This window comes from Pseudoalteromonas sp. S2893 (assembly GCF_005887105.1).
Taxonomy (GTDB): Bacteria; Pseudomonadota; Gammaproteobacteria; order Enterobacterales; family Alteromonadaceae; genus Pseudoalteromonas; species Pseudoalteromonas atlantica.
In genome coordinates this window covers 14,977-35,629 of record NZ_PNCY01000005.1, presented here as the reverse complement: position 1 = coordinate 35,629, position 20,653 = coordinate 14,977, and the positions used below count along the sequence as shown (strand labels likewise).

At 41.5% G+C, this 20,653-nt stretch carries 20 protein-coding genes; 16 read left to right on the top strand and 4 right to left on the bottom strand.

What is annotated here, in order from left to right; all coding sequences use genetic code 11:
- The first annotated feature begins 9 nt into the window (after positions 1-9).
- Positions 10-498: a hypothetical protein gene (locus CWC04_RS01545; RefSeq protein ID WP_138684440.1), complete on the top strand. Its 489-nt coding sequence runs from the start codon at positions 10-12 to the stop codon at positions 496-498.
- Between the two features lie 41 nt (positions 499-539).
- Here the strand turns inward: CWC04_RS01545 and CWC04_RS01540 are convergent, their stop codons facing one another.
- Both CWC04_RS01540 and ygfZ read right to left on the bottom strand, forming a co-directional pair.
- Positions 540-1,025, bottom strand: coding sequence for an FKBP-type peptidyl-prolyl cis-trans isomerase (locus tag CWC04_RS01540; protein WP_004586217.1), 486 nt, complete (start codon positions 1,023-1,025; stop codon positions 540-542).
- A gap of 12 nt (positions 1,026-1,037) precedes the next feature.
- Entirely contained in the window at positions 1,038-1,949 is a 912-nt protein-coding gene (gene ygfZ / locus CWC04_RS01535) for a CAF17-like 4Fe-4S cluster assembly/insertion protein YgfZ (RefSeq protein WP_004586218.1), read from the bottom strand.
- 162 nt (positions 1,950-2,111) lie between these two features.
- Here ygfZ and CWC04_RS01530 point away from each other — a divergent pair, with 162 nt between their 5' ends.
- A complete protein-coding gene (locus CWC04_RS01530; RefSeq protein ID WP_004586219.1) occupies positions 2,112-2,363 on the top strand; it encodes an FAD assembly factor SdhE in 252 nt (83 codons plus the stop codon).
- Positions 2,356-2,775: a hypothetical protein gene (locus CWC04_RS01525; RefSeq protein ID WP_138684439.1), complete on the top strand. Its 420-nt coding sequence runs from the start codon at positions 2,356-2,358 to the stop codon at positions 2,773-2,775. The genes CWC04_RS01530 and CWC04_RS01525 overlap by 8 nt, the downstream gene beginning before the upstream one ends.
- Here CWC04_RS01525 and nadB read toward each other — a convergent pair.
- Complete coding sequence (gene nadB / locus CWC04_RS01520) at positions 2,750-4,360, bottom strand: L-aspartate oxidase (RefSeq protein ID WP_138684438.1); 1,611 nt, start codon at positions 4,358-4,360, stop codon at positions 2,750-2,752. The genes CWC04_RS01525 and nadB overlap by 26 nt on opposite strands.
- Positions 4,361-4,605: 245 nt before the next feature.
- On the opposite strand from nadB, the gene rpoE reads away from it, so the two are divergent.
- The 10 genes from rpoE to pdxJ all read left to right on the top strand — a co-directional run bounded on the left by rpoE (position 4,606) and on the right by pdxJ (position 13,235).
- The gene (gene rpoE / locus CWC04_RS01515) at positions 4,606-5,187 is read left to right on the top strand and encodes an RNA polymerase sigma factor RpoE (RefSeq protein WP_004586222.1); all 582 of its coding nucleotides are present in this window, start codon (positions 4,606-4,608) and stop codon (positions 5,185-5,187) included.
- Between the two features lies 1 nt (position 5,188).
- Entirely contained in the window at positions 5,189-5,815 is a 627-nt protein-coding gene (locus CWC04_RS01510) for a sigma-E factor negative regulatory protein (protein WP_055015366.1), read from the top strand.
- A gap of 4 nt (positions 5,816-5,819) precedes the next feature.
- Positions 5,820-6,770 (top strand): MucB/RseB C-terminal domain-containing protein, encoded by a 951-nt coding sequence (locus CWC04_RS01505; protein ID WP_054982697.1) that lies wholly within the window; start codon positions 5,820-5,822, stop codon positions 6,768-6,770.
- 19 nt (positions 6,771-6,789) lie between these two features.
- Positions 6,790-7,239 (top strand): SoxR reducing system RseC family protein, encoded by a 450-nt coding sequence (locus CWC04_RS01500; RefSeq protein WP_138684437.1) that lies wholly within the window; start codon positions 6,790-6,792, stop codon positions 7,237-7,239.
- A 188-nt stretch (positions 7,240-7,427) separates the two neighbouring features.
- A complete protein-coding gene (lepA, locus tag CWC04_RS01495; RefSeq protein WP_004586226.1) occupies positions 7,428-9,215 on the top strand; it encodes a translation elongation factor 4 in 1,788 nt (595 codons plus the stop codon).
- 16 nt (positions 9,216-9,231) lie between these two features.
- On the top strand, positions 9,232-10,167 hold the full coding sequence (lepB, locus tag CWC04_RS01490) for a signal peptidase I (RefSeq protein WP_004586227.1): 936 nt from the start codon (positions 9,232-9,234) through the stop codon (positions 10,165-10,167).
- 2 nt (positions 10,168-10,169) lie between these two features.
- On the top strand, positions 10,170-10,847 hold the full coding sequence (gene rnc, locus CWC04_RS01485; RefSeq protein WP_004586228.1) for a ribonuclease III: 678 nt from the start codon (positions 10,170-10,172) through the stop codon (positions 10,845-10,847).
- The gene (gene era, locus CWC04_RS01480) at positions 10,837-11,769 is read left to right on the top strand and encodes a GTPase Era (protein WP_138684436.1); all 933 of its coding nucleotides are present in this window, start codon (positions 10,837-10,839) and stop codon (positions 11,767-11,769) included. The genes rnc and era overlap by 11 nt, the downstream gene beginning before the upstream one ends.
- Positions 11,770-11,789: 20 nt before the next feature.
- Complete coding sequence (gene recO, locus CWC04_RS01475) at positions 11,790-12,482, top strand: DNA repair protein RecO (protein WP_126007919.1); 693 nt, start codon at positions 11,790-11,792, stop codon at positions 12,480-12,482.
- Positions 12,483-12,503: 21 nt separating this feature from the next.
- On the top strand, positions 12,504-13,235 hold the full coding sequence (gene pdxJ, locus CWC04_RS01470) for a pyridoxine 5'-phosphate synthase (RefSeq protein ID WP_004586231.1): 732 nt from the start codon (positions 12,504-12,506) through the stop codon (positions 13,233-13,235).
- A gap of 104 nt (positions 13,236-13,339) precedes the next feature.
- Here the strand turns inward: pdxJ and barA are convergent, their stop codons facing one another.
- Entirely contained in the window at positions 13,340-16,114 is a 2,775-nt protein-coding gene (gene barA / locus CWC04_RS01465; RefSeq protein ID WP_138684435.1) for a two-component sensor histidine kinase BarA, read from the bottom strand.
- A 111-nt stretch (positions 16,115-16,225) separates the two neighbouring features.
- Between barA and rlmD the strand changes: the two genes are divergently transcribed.
- The 3 genes from rlmD to mazG are packed head-to-tail and all read left to right on the top strand — an operon-like array spanning position 16,226 to position 20,515.
- Positions 16,226-17,551, top strand: coding sequence for a 23S rRNA (uracil(1939)-C(5))-methyltransferase RlmD (gene rlmD, locus CWC04_RS01460; protein ID WP_138684434.1), 1,326 nt, complete (start codon positions 16,226-16,228; stop codon positions 17,549-17,551).
- An 8-nt stretch (positions 17,552-17,559) separates the two neighbouring features.
- Positions 17,560-19,716, top strand: coding sequence for a GTP diphosphokinase (gene relA, locus CWC04_RS01455; protein WP_024033076.1), 2,157 nt, complete (start codon positions 17,560-17,562; stop codon positions 19,714-19,716).
- A 1-nt stretch (position 19,717) separates the two neighbouring features.
- Positions 19,718-20,515: a nucleoside triphosphate pyrophosphohydrolase gene (gene mazG / locus CWC04_RS01450; protein WP_138684504.1), complete on the top strand. Its 798-nt coding sequence runs from the start codon at positions 19,718-19,720 to the stop codon at positions 20,513-20,515.
- The last annotated feature ends 138 nt before the right edge of the window (positions 20,516-20,653 follow it).

Sequence of the window (20,653 nt, the reverse complement as noted above, 5' to 3'; positions counted from 1 at the left end):
GAGAGCGTTATGTATCAGCATAAACAATATGCGGTGTTTATATTTTTTGTTTTAGCATGGATAGGCGGCTTTGTAGCCTTAGCCTGGAACTTAATGGGCGCCGATGTGCCATTAATGGTATTTGCCGGTGTATTGGTTTTAGTCGGGTTTTTGTTTCATGGTTTAACCGTAAAAGTTGATGAGCACACAATTAGTTGGGCTTTTGGCCCTGGCGTTGCGGGGCAACGATTAGCACTAGCGGACATAGTAGAGGCTAAAGCGGTGCAAAACTCTTACCGCCATGGTATTGGTATTCGTATTACGCATGATGGGTGGGTGTATTCTGTATCCGGGTTTAGTGCGCTACAGTTAACCTTAAAAGACGGTACTAAGTACCGAGTGGGAACAAACGATCAGCAAGGCTTATTACGTGCGCTTGAGGGTAAAATAACACCCAGTGAAACTCCTTTAGAGGAACCGGCGCCAATAAAAACCGCGACCTACAACAATATGTTATAAAAAAAGCGCCTTAGGCGCTTTTTTTATAAACGGCGGTATGATTAGTGATCGTGACCACAACCGCCTTCACCGTGCACGTGGCCGTGCGCAAGCTCTTCTTCGGTTGCTTCGCGCACCTCTAAAATTTCTACATCAAAATTAAGGGTAATACCCGAAAGCGGGTGGTTGCCATCAACTATAACGTCTTCATCTTGAATCTCGATAATCATCACAGATTGATCACCATCATCAGTTGACGCTCTAAATTGCATACCCACTTCAATCTCCATGCCATCAAACATCGACTTAGGCACCGCTTGCATTAGGTTATCGTGACGTTCGCCGTAGCCTTCTTCAGGTTCTACTTTTACATTTAATGTATCACCGGCTTGCTTGCCTTGGAGTGCATTTTCAAGCCCTGGGATTAAGTAGCCTGTGCCAATAATAAAAACCAGTGGCTCGCCATCAAAAGAGTTATCAATGGTATTGCCATCGTTATCCAGTACTGAATAATGCATTTTTACTACTGTGTTTGGTGCAACGATCATAGTCATTCCTATTTATTCATCTTCAAGAGAGTAAGGTAGAGGCAGAATGCTTAGCTCTACCTGAGGGGTGTGCTTTGCACGAAGTACGTGTGTACTTGGTGTATCGTTTGGCAGCACAACAAGGCCAAATAAGGTTTGGCTATTTTCGTTATAGCTTTGGGCAATTAGTTTACCAGCGCGGCGCCAATTTTCGCCCACTTGGGTTTCAAGCTCAGGCTCTTCAAGTAGGCCATCGCTTTTACCTGTAACAATATACATAGCGCGTTTGTTTTTACCTAGGTACTTCATACGGGCAACCGTTTCTTGGCCGGTGTAACAGCCTTTTTTAAAACTAATGCCGTTAATCGCTTGAAGGTTTACCATTTGTGGTACGTATTCGCCAATGGCGTCACTATTTAATTGTGGCTCGCCCGCTTTTATAGCGGCTTCTTGCCATAGTGCGCAGTTATCTAATGTAGAGACATCATCTGGCATACTAAATTGGCTATCAACCATTAGTAAAACGCGATTTGGCGCTAACTTAAGGGCTTTACCACTTGGGAAGTCACAGGCCGTTTGGTCATCAGAAAAACGAATATCAAGTTTTTCTAGTACAGGGGTTAAATCGTCACTGATCAACCCGATTAATCTGTTCGTAGAAACATCAATATCTACTTTGGCAAACACAGCGTATTTTTTTAGCTCACTGAGCGACTTCTCTACCTCAGGCTGTGAACCTGCTAAGTAGTAGCTATCTTGGTGAGAAAATAATTTAAACACACCCCACAACTTGCCTTTGGCACTGCAGTGACCAGCCCATAAATAATTGCTGTTAGATAGTTTATTGAGATCTTGAGTGATTTGTCCGTGAAGATAAGACAATTTATCCGCACCGGTTAGGCTAATAAGTTGGTGAGATAACGGACATGCATAAACGCTCGACATAAAAACCTTCTGTGCAATACAAATGAGTAGACATAATAACGCAGTTATAACCTAGGGTACAGCAACGAAGGCGGGCAGTTTTTTATTATTTGAACACAGATTAATAGCTGCTAATTAGGCGGGTATTTGTTAAACTCGGGACAATTAAGTATGAGGTTTAAAATGACTGAAATTCATAGTAAAGCACGTATACGCTGGGCTTGTCGCCGCGGCATGTTAGAGTTAGATGTTTTGTTTATGCCATTTGTAGAGCAGGCGTATGATTCGTTAAATGCACAGCAACAGGCTGTATTTCAGCGTTTGCTAACCCAAGAAGACCCTGATTTATTTGCATGGTTTATGGGCCATGAAGAGTGTAAAGATGCTGAGCTTAATACCATGGTATCGCTAATTTTAGACCGAGTTCGTGTATAGGTTTACGGTAGTAAATAACAAAGCAGAACAGCGGCCTGTGGTGCTGTTTTTCTGCTTATTAAGTGTGGTATTGGGGCTTTATTTAAGCTCTTTTTTTAGCATTGTTGTTTGTATAACTGTAAATGCAATTGCGCTTTGCTGGGTATGGCAAAAAATAGTGGCCATTCACCCTGAAAGTGGCGTTATTATTTTAGAGCCTAAGCAAATACGCTTTGAAAACGAAAATTTAAAGGTTCAGGGGCAAATAACCCCTAAAACAAAAATATTAAATACCAGTGTGTGGCTACACATTAAAGGTTTTAATAAACGCCAATGGCTTATTATTTCAGCTAATGGCGTAAATAAGCAAAGCTACGCACGTTTAAAGCGCGCAGCATTGATTGCCATTAATGGCGAGGTGGAATCAAAATAGTGGGTGTTGGGTTTTCATTTTGCTCAGGGTAGTCAATCGTATAGTGAAGGCCACGGCTTTCTTTACGCTGCATTGCACTTCTAATTATAAGCTCGGCTACTTGCACTAAATTACGAAGCTCCAATAAGTTATTACTTACTCTAAAGTTTGCGTAATAATCATGTATTTCTTGTTGTAATAACTCAACACGGTGCAGTGCTCGTTCTAGGCGTTTAGTTGAGCGCACAATGCCTACATAATCCCACATAAATAACCGCAGTTCGTGCCAGTTATGGGTAATAACAATTTCTTCATCAGAATTACTTACTCGGCTTTCATCCCAGCTTGGCAGCGCAAGTGGTGCTGGCGCATGCTCAAGTTTACTTAAAATATCTTTAGCTGCAGCGTGTGCAAATACAATGCACTCTAATAATGAATTGCTCGCCATACGGTTAGCGCCGTGCAAACCTGTGTAGGCTACTTCGCCTACAGCGTATAAGTTATCTAAATCGGTTTTACCGTTAAAGTCGCTCATTACACCGCCACACGTATAATGCGCGGCAGGAACAACCGGGATGGCTTCTTTGGTTATATCCAGCCCTACACTTAAACACTTTGCGTAAATAGTAGGGAAGTGCTCAATAATAAAGTCTTTATTTTTGTGGCTAATATCTAGGTATACACAATTTGCACCTAAACGCTTCATTTCAAAGTCGATAGCACGGGCTACTATGTCGCGCGGTGCCAGCTCTTCTCTATCGTCAAAGTCTTTCATAAAGCGAGTGCCGTCGGGGCGCTTTAAATACGCTCCTTCACCGCGCATAGCTTCGGTAATTAAGAAGTTTTGTAGCTCTGGATGATAAAGGCTTGTGGGGTGAAACTGGTTAAATTCCATATTGGCTACCCTACAGCCTGCACGCCACGCCATGGCAATACCGTCACCGCTAGATACATCAGGGTTTGAAGTGTACAAATATACCTTGCTTGCACCCCCTGTTGCGAGCGCTACAAATTTAGCGGAAATAGTTTCTACTTTTTTTGCTTTTTTATTCCACACGTACATGCCATGAATATGCGAACCCGGCTTACCTAAGCTCTTATCGCTAATCAAATCGATGGCGTTGTATTGCTCGAGCAGGGTAATGTTTTTATGCGCTTTAACTTGGCTAATTAACGTGGTTTGTACGGCCTTACCTGTGGCATCGGCTGCATGTAAAATACGGCGATGGCTGTGTCCGCCTTCGCGGGTTAAATGAAAGCGCTCTTTTCCTTTGCTATCAAACTCCATATCAAAAGGAACGCCTTGCTCAATGAGCCATTGTAAACACTGATGCGCATTACTTGCAGTATAATGCACAGCTTCTCGGTCACATAAACCACCGCCGGCATCAAGGGTATCTTCAACATGTGATTCTATGCTGTCGTTTTTTTTATCAAATACTGCGGCAATCCCGCCTTGTGCATACAGTGTAGAGCCTTCGGTGAGGGCACCTTTACTGATCACAGTAACATTACAATAGTTAGCTAAAGACAATGCAAGAGATAAGCCCGCCGCGCCGCTACCGATAATAGCGACATCAGCAATATGATGTTTATTTTGGTTCATGTCAGAGGTACTTTGCGGTTACAATGCTCAAATTAGAGCAATATTTGTTTTTAATAATGTAGTTGTATCATATTTGTCATATTACTACGTAGTGATTTTAATGGCTTAGCGCCGTTATTTACGACTATTTTATAAAAAAATAATATTAAGCAGAACTTTTTATTCATAAAGAGGTCAGAGTATTTGTGAACAATGGCGACACTATGAATAACCAGCAAGAATCAAACAGAGGAGTACCGGCTCGAATGAGCGAGCAGGAATTAGATTTAGCGCTTGTAAAAAGGGTCCAGCAAGGAGATAAAAACGCCTTCAACCTATTAGTAAAGAAGTATCAGAACAAAATTGCAGGGTTAATTTCACGTTATGTGTCTAACCAAGGCGATATTGCAGATGTAGCACAAGAGGCATTTATTAAGGCCTACCGTGCACTTCCAAACTTTAGAGGTGATAGTGCCTTTTATACGTGGTTATACCGTATTGCCGTTAATTGTGCTAAAAATTATTTAGTAGCTCAGGGCCGTAAACCGCCAGCAAACGATATAGACGCTGAAGATGCCGAGTTTTATGACGGTGCGGATTCGATGCGTTCAAACGCATCGCCTGAAAACTTACTGTTAAGCGACGAAGTACGCGCTGTTATTTTTAATACGATTGATAGTTTGCCTGAAGACCTTAAAACCGCGATTACCCTAAGAGAAATCGAAGGGATGAGCTATGAAGAAATAGCCGTGGTAATGGATTGCCCTGTTGGGACAGTACGTTCGCGTATTTTTAGAGCCCGAGAAGCAATAGATAATAAATTAAACCCATTAATAGGCGAGTCTTAGTATGACAAAAGCACACGTTAACAAGTTGGATAGCGAAACGTTATCAGCATTACTTGACGGCGAACAACACCTTGCAGAGGGTAAAATTTCTGATCAGGATGTTGCTACGTTTGGTCGATATGCGCTAATTGGTGATGCGATGCGTGCTCAAAAAAATAACAACGACATACACATCGATATAAGCGATAACATCGCCTTAGCACTTGAAAGTGAGCCTGTGTATGCCGATTTCACTCAATCGACAGCAAACAAAACACCTGATACCGAGCACAGTGAAGCGCAGCAAGATAACAAAGTAGTGGCGTTTAATTGGCGCAAGCCGGTTGCACAACTTGCTATTGCTGCAAGCGTAGCTATGTTTGCCATTGTTGGCGTAAATACCTTGCCGCAAGGTGCGGGCGAGCAAGAAAGCGAAATTCCGCTTTTACAAACTACCCCATTAACAGGTATGGCATCGCCGGTGAGTTATTCTTCAGAACCTGCTCTTGAAAACGCTGAGCAAGGTTTACGCGAATTACAGCAACAACGCATTGGCGCGTTAGTTTTAGAGCATCAACGTCAAGCACGTGTTGCACACTCTTTGCAAACAGCGCAAAATAGTGACAAAGCGCAAGAGGAAAAAAACTAATTAAATGAAAGTAATCACTTTTGTTCTGTCGTTAGTATTAAGCTTTAATGTTTTTGCTAACGACACAAATCCCGCCAAAGATTTATTACTAAACATGGCGAACGCAGTGCATACCCGTAATTTTGACGCCTCTTTTGTGGTGGTAAAGGGTAAAGCCATGGAACCTTACCGTTGGGTGCATGCAAAGCAAGGTGAAACAGAGCTTGAGCATTTAAGTTTACTTAATGGCGCGGGCTTAGAAATGGTGAGAATTAACGACCAAGTAACCTACTTTGAACCGCAATCGCAGCCATATTCTATAAATACAGACTCCATTGCTGGGCCAATACCTGAAGTATTATTTAAAGATATTGAAGCGCTAAGCAGCCAATATGATTTTGTGCTAGGTGGTAAAGGCCGTATTGCAGGGCGAGCGGCGCAACTGGTGAGAATAGAATCAAAAGATGAATACAAATATAACTATTGGATTTGGCTTGATACAGAATCATCGCTGTTATTAAAAGCCGCTTATGTTAACCACCAAGGTGAAGCATTAGAGCAGCTACAGTTAACCCATATTAGCGTAACAGAGCAACCAGCACCGATGATTTTAGAAGTGCTCAATCGTAATTTTCCAACGCCGTTACCAGGTAACGCACTGGAAGGTGAAAAAAGTAATGCCACAAACTGGCGCATTGGTTGGTTACCTAATGGCTTTAAATTACTAAAATCAGACCGCCATAAACTTGATTTAAACAACGAACTTACTGACTATTATTTATATTCTGACGGGTTTGTTGAAATTTCTGTTTTTGTACAGCGCCCCTTACCAGGTCGCCGCTTAAGCGGATCATTAACTTCTGGCGCAACGACAATTTATGTGCATAATGGCGGAAACTTTGATGTATCTGTTGTTGGTAATGTGCCAAGCCAAACCGCAAAGGCAATTGCTGAGTCAGTGACTCGCGCATTATAAACAATTCGTAAGGGTTGTTATGATTGAACAAACACTTACAGTGGTTGCCCTAGAAGGCACCACTGCCCACTTAGAAGCCCAGCAAAAAAAAGCCTGCGAAGGGTGTAATGGTCGCTGTGGCTCGCAAGTCTTTGCCAAACTCTTTGGTAGCGATAAAAAAACCTTTCCATATCAATTTGATACTCCTGTAGAAGTGGGCCAAAAAGTAATGCTCTCATTAGATGATTCGCATTTAGTCAAACATGCTTTTGCTGTATACATGCTGCCTTTATTTTTAGGATTAACGCTTGCATTTATTAGTGCCGAATTACTACTTTTAGCGCAGGGATGGCAAATATTATTCGCCGCTTTGGGCGGTGTAGGAGGTTACTTTTTAGCTAAAAGCAAAGTAAAAACACTCAGGCATGATGTAAAAGTGATAAAAATTCATCCAATTAGCCTTCCTTTAACGCAAATAGATGGTGATTAAGGCCAATTAAATGTAAAATTGCTGTTTTATACCAGAGTAACTTGGAAATACAGGGTAAAAAGGCAATCAAAATTTGATTATCTAAAGCGTATTTAGCCACTTATATAGCACTTATACCCAATAAGTATTTTCAAGTCACTCAGGTGTTCGTACTTAGCCTATTAAAATAGAAGTTTAGAATCCAGTTTATGAAGCATATCCGTAATTTTTCGATCATCGCCCATATTGACCATGGTAAATCGACCCTTTCAGATCGTTTGATCCAGGTTTGTGGTGGCTTAACAGACCGCGAAATGCAAAAGCAAGTGTTAGATTCAATGGACATCGAGCGTGAGCGCGGTATTACCATTAAAGCGCAAAGTGTAACGCTTAACTACACTGCTAACGATGGCGAAACCTACCAACTTAACTTTATCGATACACCGGGGCACGTTGACTTTACTTATGAAGTTTCTCGCTCTTTAGCGGCATGTGAAGGTGCGCTTTTAGTTGTTGATGCCGGACAAGGTGTTGAAGCACAAACGCTGGCAAACTGTTATACCGCCATTGAAATGGATTTAGAAGTAATCCCTGTTTTAAATAAAATAGATTTACCGCAAGCCGATCCGCTTCGTGTAGCAGAAGAAATTGAAGACATTATTGGTATTGATGCCCTAGACGCTGTGCAATGTAGTGCTAAAACAGGTGTTGGTATTGCTGAAGTACTTGAAATGATTGTAAAGGATATTCCACCACCGGTAGGTGAAAAAGATCAACCTTTGCAGGCGCTTATTATTGACTCGTGGTTTGACCCATACCAAGGTGTTGTATCACTAGTGCGTATTAAGCACGGCGAACTACGTGCCGGCGACAAAATAAAAATAATGTCGAACGAGCAAGTACATACAGCTGATCACGTGGGTATTTTTACTCCTAAGCAAACCAACACGGGTATTTTACGTACCGGCGAAGTAGGGTTTGTTATTGCCGGTATTAAAGAAATACACGGCGCCCCAGTTGGCGATACGATTACGCATCAAAAAAATGCGGCACCAGCGCGTTTACCAGGCTTTCAAAAAATTAAGCCGCAAGTATATGCAGGTATGTTCCCAATTGCCTCTGATGATTATGAATCGTTCCGCGATGCACTTAATAAACTAAGCTTAAATGATGCGTCGTTATTTTTTGAACCTGAAAATTCAACAGCACTGGGTTTTGGTTTCCGCTGTGGCTTTTTAGGTATGCTACACATGGAAATTATCCAAGAGCGTTTAGAGCGTGAATACGATATTGATTTAATTACCACGGCACCTACTGTAATCTACGAAGTAGTAACCAAAGAAGGTACGAGTCAAATTGATAACCCGTCTGACTTACCGGCGGTAAATGATATTGTTGAAATACGCGAACCAGTAGTAGAGGCAAACATACTTGTACCGCAAGAGTTTTTAGGTAGCGTTATTACTCTGTGTGTAGAAAAACGTGGTATGCAAACTAAAATGAGTTATCACGGCAAGCAAGTCGCTGTAACTTATGAGCTACCTATGGCTGAAGTGGTTATGGACTTTTTTGATAAATTAAAGTCAACCAGTCGTGGTTTTGCATCGCTTGATTACAACTTTAAGCACTTTCAAACATCAGACATGGTACGTGTTGATATACTTATTAATGGTGAACGTGTTGATGCGCTCGCTATAATTGTTCACCGCGACAGTGCACAATCACGCGGCCGCCAACTTGCTGATGCGTTAAAAGAGCTTATTCCGCGTCAAATGTTTGATATTGCGATTCAAGCTGCAATAGGACAACATGTTATTGCCCGTACTACGGTTAAGCAATTACGTAAAAATGTAATCGCTAAGTGTTACGGTGGTGACGTGAGCCGTAAGAAAAAGCTACTGCAAAAGCAAAAAGATGGTAAAAAACGAATGAAGCAATTGGGTAACGTAGAAGTACCGCAAGAAGCGTTTCTAGCTATTTTGAAAGTTGGTAAATAAAAACAAAGGATTATAGATGGCTGGTTATTTCTCAGTTTTATTGGTGTTATTAACGTTAGGCTCAGGTTTAATATGGTTAATTGACCACCTAATGTATGCGCCAAAAAGGCAAGAGCGTTTGGCGCTTGCCCAAACATCTGCCGGTGGCCAGCTTGATGAAGAAACAGCGGCGTTAATTGCACCTGAGCCGGCAATTACAGAAACTGCAAAATCGATTTTTCCGATGATTGCAGCTATTACTATTTTTAGGTCGTTTATTTTTGAGCCTTTTCAAATACCGTCAGGTTCAATGATGCCAACCCTGTTGGTAGGCGACTTTATTTTAGTACAAAAGTACTCGTACGGGATTAAAGACCCAGTATGGCGTAGCCAGCTTGTAGATGTAGGCGAGCCTGAACGCGGCGATATTGTTGTTTTTAAATACCCGTTAGATGAGCGAGTAGATTATATAAAACGTGCTATTGGTTTACCGGGCGATAAAATTGTTTATCGTGATAAGCGTTTATATATTCAACCTAATTGTAAAGAAGGCGAGACCCAGCAGGGTGACCTACTTTGTAATGAGTTTAATAAAATTGATTTTAAATTAATTAACGATAATGAGTTTAAACAAGGCCAAATGTCGCTTGCCCGAGTAAATGAAGATTTGACGACACTCAAGCACGACATTTTAATCAACCCACGCGCACCTGAACGTAAAGGGCGTTACTATCAGCAACCAGGGACTCCTTCGGATGAATGGACTGTACCAGCTGATCATTATTTTATGATGGGTGATAACCGCGACAACAGCCAAGATAGTCGCTTTTGGGGCTTTGTACCAAAAGAAAACTTGGTGGGTAAAGCTGTCTTTATATGGATGAGTTTTGAATTTGAGAATGGCCCAGATGATGTTTTACCAGGATGGGTTCCAACTGGTGTTCGTTTTGAACGCCTAGGTAATATTCAGTAACAATGAAAAAAAATGTAACAGAATTATATAAACGAATTGGCTACGAATTTGCTGATCAAGGTTTACTTGAACAGGCAATGACGCACCGCAGTCATAAAGGTCAACACAACGAACGCTTAGAGTTTTTAGGCGATTCAATTTTGAGCTTTGTTATTGCCAATGCTTTGTACGACAAATTTCCAAAAGCGCGTGAAGGCGATTTAAGCCGTATGCGCTCTACGCTTGTGCGTGGCCAAACACTTGCTGAATTTGGGCTAGAATTTGGTTTAGGTGACTACTTGCGCCTTGGGCCGGGTGAGTTAAAAAGCGGTGGTTTTCGTCGTGAATCAACATTAGCTGATGCTGTAGAAGCCATTATAGGGGCTGTGTTTTTAGACTCAAACATAGACCGCTGTGGCGAGCTGATTTTAGCGTGGTATGAATCTCGACTTGATGCTATTTCACCAGGGCTTAATCAAAAAGATCCTAAGACCTTGCTGCAAGAGTATCTACAAGCGCGTAAGTTATCTTTACCGGGCTACACCGTTGTTGATACCAAAGGTCAAGCGCACAATCAAACGTTCACGGTTGAATGTATAGTTGAAGGTATGGATAGCATTATTTCTGTTGGTAGCTCGCGCCGTAAAGCCGAACAAAAAGCTGCCGAAAAAGCATTGAAGATACTAAAAAATGAATCTTGATACCTTAATACAGCCTCATGAAGGTGATATTGATACGTTTTGTGGCATGGTTGCCATTGTTGGCCGCCCTAATGTAGGTAAATCAACATTGCTTAATGAAATCATTGAGCAAAAAGTAAGTATTACCTCGCGCAAGCCACAAACAACTCGCCACCGTATTATGGGTATTCATACAGAAGGGCAACACCAAGCTGTTTATATTGACACGCCGGGCTTACACGTTGAAGAAAAGCGGGCTATTAACCGCTTAATGAACCGTGCTGCATCGAGTTCAATTGGTGATGTAGAGCTTATTATTTTTGTTGTTGAGGGCACTCACTGGAATGCCGATGACGAAATGGTACTTAATAAAGTATCGCAAAGTGGTAAGCCTGTTTTACTTGTTATTAATAAAATAGACCAAGTAAAAGACCGCGATTTAGTATTACCGCATATGAAGATGCTTGGCGACAAATTTGATTTTGTGGGCATAATGCCGGTATCGGCAACGCAAGCTAAAAACGTTGATTTAATTAAAGCCGAAGTAACTAAACGCTTACCACCGTGCGAATTTTACTTTCCTGATGACTATGTAACCGACCGCTCAATGCGTTTTATGGCGGCAGAAGTTATTCGTGAAAAGCTAATGCGCTTTATGGGTGAAGAGCTGCCGTATTCTGTCACTGTAGAAATTGAGCAGTTTAAATGGCAAGAAAACGGTGTTTGGCATATCAACGGGTTAATTCTTGTTGAGCGTGAAACCCAAAAACGCATGGTAATAGGTAACAAAGGCGAAAAGCTTAAAGTGATTGGCCGTGAAGCCCGTAAAGACCTTGAAGAAATGCTCGATAACAAAGTGTTTTTAGAGCTTTGGGTTAAAGTTAAATCGGGTTGGGCAGATGATGAACGTGCCTTAAGAAGTTTAGGCTATGGCGAAGATTAACCAGCATTTAGCCAACTAATATGGATAGCGACTTCTACACAGCGTACCTATTACATCGGCGTCCTTATAGCGACTCCCAAGTAATGCTCGATATGCTGGTAGAAGGCGTAGGCCAGCTTAGAATGCTAGCCAGAGTGAGTGGTCGCCAGGCCACTAAACACAAAGCACAATTACAGCCTTTTCAGGCACTGCTTGTTCATTACAGTGGCAAGTACGATTTAAAATACATTAATAAATTTGAGCTACATGGTAATCCTTTATATTTAACAAAGGATAAGCTTTACTGTGGCTTTTATTTAAATGAGCTGACTAACCGCATTGTGCCGGTAAACGAGCCACTTGAACAAGTGTTTGAGCTCTACAAAACTCACCTAGAGAACTTAAATAGCGATGTCAATTTACAGTCGGTGCTGCGCTCATACGAATTTCAATTATTAGAGTTGTTGGGTTATGGCGTTGACTTTAGCTTTGATGCCAGTGGTGAGCCAATTGATGAAAGACAAACGTATAGTTACTTTCCTGAGTTGGGTTTTTTGATGCAACAAGATACGCGTTCAGGGTTTAGCGGCGCGCAGCTCAAAGCGATTGCTAATCATGATTTTAGCCAAAGCGATGTACTCTATATGGCAAAACAATTAAGCCGTTATTTACTAAAACCTTTACTGGGTAATAAACCATTAAAAAGCCGTGAATTATTTATGGCCTCTCAATAAACATATTTTACAGGTAACAAAATGAAAGACATTCTTTTAGGCGTAAACGTTGATCATATCGCAACGCTTCGCCAAGCGCGTGGTACATCATACCCAGACCCAGCACATGCAGCCAGTGTGGCAGAGCACGCCGGTGCAGATGGTATTACTATTCATTTGCGTGAAGACCGCCGCCATATTCAAGACCGCGATGTATACGTAATGGCTAAAACGATTCAAACGCGTATGAATCTTGAAACAGCGGTTACAGATGAAATGATTAACATTGCCCTAGAAGTAAAGCCTGAGTACGTATGTTTAGTACCTGAAAAACGTGAAGAGCTTACGACCGAAGGCGGCCTAGATGTGGCTGGTAACGTAGATAAAATTAAAGCGGCCACTAAAACACTGACTGATGCGGGTATTAAAGTGTCATTATTTATTGATGCCGATAAAGCACAGTTAGATGCAGCTAAAGCGTGTGGTGCCCCGTATGTAGAAATTCATACCGGCGCGTATGCAGATGCCACTAATGATGAAGATTTACATAAAGAGCTTGAGCACATACGAGAGGGTGTAAAATACGCGGCGAGCTTAGGCTTGATTGTAAATGCAGGACATGGCCTTCATTATCATAACGTAAAACCAATTGCTGCAATGCCTGAAATTTATGAGCTTAACATTGGCCACGCTATTATTGCGCGCGCAGCTATTGATGGCCTTGAAAAAGCAGTACGCGACATGAAACGGCTCATGATTGAGGCAAGGTTATAAATTTAACCCCATGGTGGCACCATTTCATATAAATACTTAATTAAGTAAAATGGTACTAAAATCTGTAAAAAGCGCATTATCAGCGCTTTTTTATTACGTGTTTTTTAGCGTTGGTGCTCGGTAACACTTGCATCTGCCATAAGGTTTTCCAGCTCATCCTGAAGCTCAAATAGTTCAGGCTCAACGTTATCTAGCACGCAATCACTTTTAAGTGAGGTTTCTATGGTTTCTGCCAGTGATTTAAGCTTAGGCACACCGGTATAACAGCACGCGCCATGGAATTTGTGAATAACACTTAATACCGTTTGGCAATCGTTTTGCTCAATAGCCTCGTTGAGCTGCGAGAGCGTCTCTGGCACACTTTGTAATAGCATATTGAGCATTTCCAGCGCCAGCTCACCTTTGCCCCCCGCACGTTGTAGCGCAAGCGACCAATCTAAGCAGTTACTTTCAAATGGAGCAGGGCTTTGCGACGTTACACTTTTAATTTTGTCGCGGCTTACGGGCGATTGCGGACTATGATCGCAAATAATTTGGCTCAGCATGTCCTCATCAATAGGCTTAGTTAAATAGCCTTTAAAGCCATCTTTTAATAGCTGCTCTTTTTCACTGTGCAGTGCATGCGCGGTTACCGCAATAATAGGTGTGTCTTCGTTTAAAGAAGACTCCTTAATAAGTTTACACGCGGTAATGCCATCCATAATCGGCATTTGTATGTCCATAAAAATAACATCGTACTTATGGCTTTTACTTAAACTGTAGGCTTGCGAGCCATTATAAGCGGTGTCTATAAATTCAACTTGCTCTTTTAACAAGGTGCAAATAAGTTTTAAGTTTGCATCATTGTCATCTACCACCAGTACTTTTAATGGCAATAATGTTTGGTCGCTTGGCTCAATATTTAAGGTTGGATGATCAAGGCGATAAGGCGCAGCCAGTACTTCACATAATTTACGATGATTAAGCGGCTTACTTAAGCACGCATCGGCGCCGCTGCCAATAAACGCTTCGCGCATATTATGCGATACCGTATTGAGCATAAGGTATAAATAATCGCACGACTCGCGAACCATATTCACATAGCTCTTAAGTCGCTGCATATCATCTACCGATGCCATATCACCAATAATACAAATATCGTACTTAAACATTTTATGTTTGATGGCGTCTAAAAACGCTGCTTCATTAAAACAGGCGGTTACAACCGCTTCCCACTCGTTTAATACAGAAAGCACTGAGTGGTGCGTATGCTCGTGTGGCTCTAGGTATAATATGCGTTTACCAATAAGTGATTTAGAAGGTAAGTCGTTACTAAAGGTATGATCAGGCAACCTAAACACACCATTAAAGGTAAAACAGGTGCCGCTTCCCGGGGCTGAATTTAGCGTTATCCGGCCATTCATAGCCTCTACAATATGTTTAGTAATAATGAGACCTAAACCAGTGCCGCCAAATTTTCGGGTGATGGATGAATCTGCTTGGCCAAATGCAGTAAATAACGCATCTTGCTTATCCATTGGAATACCCACACCGGTATCGGTTACTGATACTAAAATAGAGGCGCGGTCTTCATCTAATAAGCGGTAGCTTATATCAACTTTTATAGAGCCTTTTTCAGTAAACTTAATGGCATTACTTAACAAGTTAATGAGTACTTGTTTAAGGCGAGTGGGGTCACCGGTTAAATCATCAGGCACTTGTGGGTTGATATAAATAGATAGCTCAAGTTGTTTTTCATGCGCCGAGGGAGCTAATAATGTCATAACCTCGTTTACGCTATCGCGCAGTTGAAACTGGATTGATTCAAGCTCCATTGCGCCTGCTTCAAGTTTAGAAAAATCCAAAATATCGCTAATAATTGTCAATAAACTATTGGCAGAAAGCTCTATGGTATCGAGGTAATCTTTTTGATGTTTATTTAAAGGTGTTTTATACAATTGGCGCGTAAAGCCAATAACCCCATTTAGCGGGGTACGTAACTCGTGACTCATTTTAGCTAAAAAGTCAGACTTAACGCGGTTAGCATCTTGTGCCTCTTTTTTGGCCATGGTTAGCTGAATATTTGAGGTTTCGTATTGCTCTAGGGTTTCGCGGTAATCACTCGTGGCCTGATCAATATTTTTCTGCATTTCGTCTTTTTGCATAACCATAGTGTGGGCAATGGTATTAAGCCCTTCACGCAAAAGTTCAAATTCGCCCATCATGGTGTCGTTTAAACCCGTGTCTCTTTTACCTTCAACTAGTTTGTCGGTGGCAAGTACTAACTTATTAAGCGGGTTCATAAACATACGGCTAAGCTTAAGCGCTAAAATAGATGCCAATATTATTGAAAATAAAATAACAATGCCGCTAATTAAAACCGCTCGCTGTTGGCCTATAATCGCTTGGTCTTTATTAAGTTGTAAAATAACGGTGCCAAGCGGGGTTTGAAAATCATTAATATCCCATTTTGATACCGGCGCAGAGTGATTAAAAATAGGGGTGTAGAACGTGATTAACTCTTCTGATTTATTAATTTTTGTTGTGTGAAGATTTTCAATTTGTTCTTTTTGAGTTAGTTCATCAAACGAGCGATGATAGTTACTGGTCATAATAAGCTGATTGCTGGTATCAAAAATAGCAATCGATTTAATGGTTGGGGAGTGCTTATTGTGTGTGTAACTAATCAGACGGTTGAGCAGCTTTTTATTTTTTTCAAGTAAAGGCTGCTCTAAAGCAATTGCTAAAGGTTCAGATATTGAGCTGCCTTGTTGATATAAAATTTCATCAAGCTCAATGTAACGATTTATTGTAAAATAGCCGCCAAGTAACAAGCCAATGATCACTGTGGGGATCAAGGTTAAGGTTAAAACAGAATCACGTAAGCCTAATTTGGTCATAATGGAAGCGTTATTATCATTATTAGTATGGATCGAGTATATACGGTTCATCGGCTATTCTCAAAGCATCTGATTTGCTTATACGTAATACAAAATTTAAGGTAATGCCGCATGGCGCAAATTTTTAAAGCAAAGAAAAAACCACTTAAACAGCAAACACTCACACTTAATATTACGGCCATGGATCATCAAGGGCGGGGCGTTGCCAAACACAATAATAAAGTGTGCTTTGTAAGCGGCGCTTTAATGAATGAAAAAGTAACGGCAAGCCTAATAGAAGATAAAGCCAAGTACAGTAGTGCAAAGCTGGTTAAGGTTATTAATCCAAGCGATGCGCGCACGCAGCCTTTTTGTCAGCATTATAATCACTGTGGTGGTTGCCAGTTGCAGCACCTAGAAATAAATCAGCAAGTGGTTGAAAAGCAAAATGCAGTGACGCAACTGTTTCAAAAATTTGCCAAATTAAGCGACTTAAATTGGCAAGCGCCTCTTTTAAGTAAGCCCACTCATTACAGACGCAGTGCGCGTATTGCCGTAATGTATGATAAAGCCGCTAAAAAAATGCGAGTTGGGTATCGTGCGCCTAGCTCTAAAAATGTGATTAGTATTGAGCAATGTGATGTGCTTAGTAAGGCATTTACTAACGTATTTAGTTTTTTTGAAACGCTTATTAATCAATATAAAGCGCTACACAGTATAAGTCATTTACAGTTGTGCCAAAATGAGGCTGGGAACTTTATTGTTATTCGCCATACTAAAGCGATACCAGATGAAGCCAAAAGCTATATACAAGAAGCAGCAAACGCACAGCAGTGGTTAATTACTTGGCAAGACAACAGTGATGTTATAGAGCAGGCTCATTTGCCTACGCCGTATTATTTTTTAGAAAAGTTTAATTTAAAGTTTGAATTTGGCCTTGGTAATTTTATTCAAGTAAATGATGAAGTTAACCAAGCTATGTTAGCTCAGTCGGTAAATTGGCTTAACTTGCAAGGAAACGAGCAAGTATTGGATTTATTTTGTGGTATTGGTAACTTTTCATTAGTGCTAGCCCAGCATGCTAAATCGGTTATTGGAGTAGAAGGGGTTGCATCGGCGGTTGCAATGGCGACGCAAAATGCGCAAACTAACTCTATCACTAATGCGCACTTTCATTGTTTTGATTTAACGCAAAAAATTGAAGCAGCACAATGGTTTAATAAGGCGCTAGACGTATTAGTATTAGACCCTTCTCGCACAGGTGCTATGGCTGTTTTAGAGCAACTACCTTTAAAGCAGTTTAAAACCATTTTATACGTCTCTTGCGATCCTGTTACTTTAGCCCGTGACAGTGCAATTATTTCGCAAGCAGGCTTTGAAGTTACTAAAATTGGGCTAATGAATATGTTTCCACATACAGGACACATAGAAACAATGGCGTTATTTCAACGGAGGTAAAGCGTTTTATGGTCGCTACACGTCAATCACATCAGCAGGACGACACAGGTGACTTTGCTACTAGCCTAAAACAGTTAGCGTTATCGCAAGAGAAAATAACGCTGCTAAACAAAGCGCAAGCATTGTGTGTTACATGTGACAACCAAGCACGGCAAAACACGGCCATAGAAATGGTCGAGATTTTAGCCGAGCTAAATTTAGATGCAGAATCTCTCGCAACCGCGTATCTCACGCATTACTACTTAAACGACTTAGTAGACCTTGAAACCGTAGAAGCACAACTTGGCAAAAATGTAGCCATGCTTTTAACTGGGGTTGCTCAAATGGCTGCTATTAGTACTTTATCGCACCAAGGTAAAGGCACTATGCAGGTAGATAACATTCGTAAAATGTTACTTACCATGGTTGAAGATGTGCGCGCTGTGGTGATTAAACTTGCTGAGCAAGTGTGCCATTTACGCAATGTAAAAAATGGCGATGAAGAAGAGCGTGTTATTGCCGCTAAAGAAACCGCCGATATTTTTGCCCCGTTAGCAAACAGGTTAGGTATAGGCCAGCTTAAGTGGGAACTAGAAGATTTATCGTTTAGGTATTTACACCCCGACACCTATAAAAGTATTGCTAAACAACTTGATGACAAACGCCTTGCCCGTGAAGCCTATATGGAAGATATGGTTGCGCAAGTAAAAGCTCGCCTAAGCGAAGCCGGTATTGAAGCGCAAGTGTATGGCCGCCCTAAGCACATTTACAGCATTTATAAAAAAATGCAGCAAAAAAACTACGAGTTTGATCAGCTGTTTGATATTAGAGCAATGCGAATTGTTGTAGAGCGCCTGCAAGATTGTTACGGCGCGCTAGGTATTGTGCACACTAATTGGCGCCACCTTAATAAAGAGTTTGACGACTACGTTGCTACACCTAAGCAAAATGGCTATCAATCAATTCATACCGTGGTATTTGGCCCTGAAGGGAAAACCGTTGAAATACAAATACGCACCAGCGAAATGCACCAAGATGCAGAGCTAGGCGTAGCCGCGCACTGGATGTACAAAGAAGGCGCTTTACCTGGGCGTGGCTCAGGCTATGAGCAAAAAATTAGCTGGTTGCGCAAATTACTGCAATGGCAAGAAGAAGTGGTTGATGGGGGCGATTTAGCCGAAGAGCTTAAAAACCAAGTTGTAGAAGACCGCGTTTATATATTTACCCCAAGTGGCGATATTATCGATTTACCTGTTGGCGCTACACCGCTTGATTTTGCTTACTACATTCACTCAAATGTAGGGCACCGCTGTATAGGAGCTAAAGTATTTGGCAAAATAGTGCCGTTTACACATCAGCTATCAACGGGCGATCAGGTAGAAATTCTCACGCAAAAGCAGCCTAATCCAAGCCGCGATTGGCTAAATCCATCGCTTGGTTATATTAAATCGTCGCGTGCAAGGGCTAAAATCCATCATTGGTTTAAACAGCTCGACCGCGATAAAAACTTAAGCGCCGGTAAAGAGATTCTAGATAACGAACTGCAAAAGCTAGATTTAACCTACAAAGATTTAGACCCAGCTATTAAGCGCTTTAATTTTAAAGAACTAGATGACTTAATGGTTGCCATAGGTGCCGGCGATGTTCGCTTAAACCAAATGCTTAACTTTGTCAGTGATCGTACCGAAGAAGAGCCCGTTATTCGTTTTAAAGCGCCAAGTAAAGTAACTGGCGATAAAAACGGCATTGTGGTGGATGGTGTAGGCAGCTTAATGAGCCACGTTGCTAAGTGTTGTCGCCCAGTACCTGGCGATAAAATAATTGGCTATATTACACAAGGCCGTGGCATTGGGGTACACCGCGAAGATTGCGATTCATTTAACAACTTAAAAGAGCAACACCCAGAGCGTGTTATATCGGTTAGTTGGTCAGACGAAATAAACGGCTCTTATGCGCTAAGTATAAAAATAGAAGCAAGCGATCGCTCAGGTTTAATTCGCGATATTAGCTCTGTACTGGCTAACGAAAAAGTAAATGTGATCAACATGAACGTCAATACTGTTGGGGCCGATCAGTTAGCGGTATTTACTATGCAAATAGAAGTGCATGACCTATCGGGCACAAACCGGGTTTTGTCTAAACTGCATCAAATTGAAGGTGTGCACAGTGCCAAGCGAAACCAATAAAATGGCAAACGTTAACGCACTTGAGCAACTACTCGATATTATGGCGTTGCTTCGCGATCCTACCGACGGTTGCCCGTGGGATCGCAAGCAAAACTTTAAATCGATTGTTCCGCACACGCTAGAAGAAGCCTTTGAAGTGGCCGATTGCATAGAGTCGGGTAATTTAAACGAGCTTAAAAATGAGCTGGGTGATTTACTGTTTCAAATCGTTTTTTACGCACAACTTGCCAAAGAGCAGGAGCTATTTGATTTTAACGACGTGGTTAGTGAGCTAAATAGTAAACTTACCCGCCGTCACCCTCATGTTTTTAACACCAAGCAAGCATTAACCGACGAGCAATTAGCAAAGCAATGGCAAGCAATTAAAGCACAAGAGCGTGCAGCAAAAGTACAGCCAAGCAAAGCCTCACTTTGGCAAGATATACCCACCAATATGCCAAGCCTAACTAAAGCTAAAAAAATTCAGCAGCGTGTTGCCGCACTTGGTTTTGATTGGCCAAGCTACCACGGGGCACTTGATAAAGTAAGTGAAGAAGTACTTGAAGTAAAAGAAGCGCTTGAGCACGACCCTTCATCCGATCATACAGCAGAAGAAATAGGCGACTTATTATTTGCCACGGTAAATGTGGCTCGCCATGTTAAACGCGACCCAGAGCAACTACTCAGACAAGCCAACGATAAGTTCTCGGCGCGCTTTGAAAAAGTGCAAGGTTATTTAATTGCAAAAGGTAAAAGTTTAGAGCGCGCAACGCTTGACGAAATGGAAGAAGCATGGGAAGCCATTAAAAAAGCGAAATAAGATTAGCTCAGTACAACCTAATGTTAATCAACGAACATTTTTTGTGCGCGTAAACGCTATTTTTAGCTGGATTGCTCAACGCTGTTTTGGTACAATTTCGCCCCGTCTTGATGATATACCCAGAGTCTCTTTCTCGGG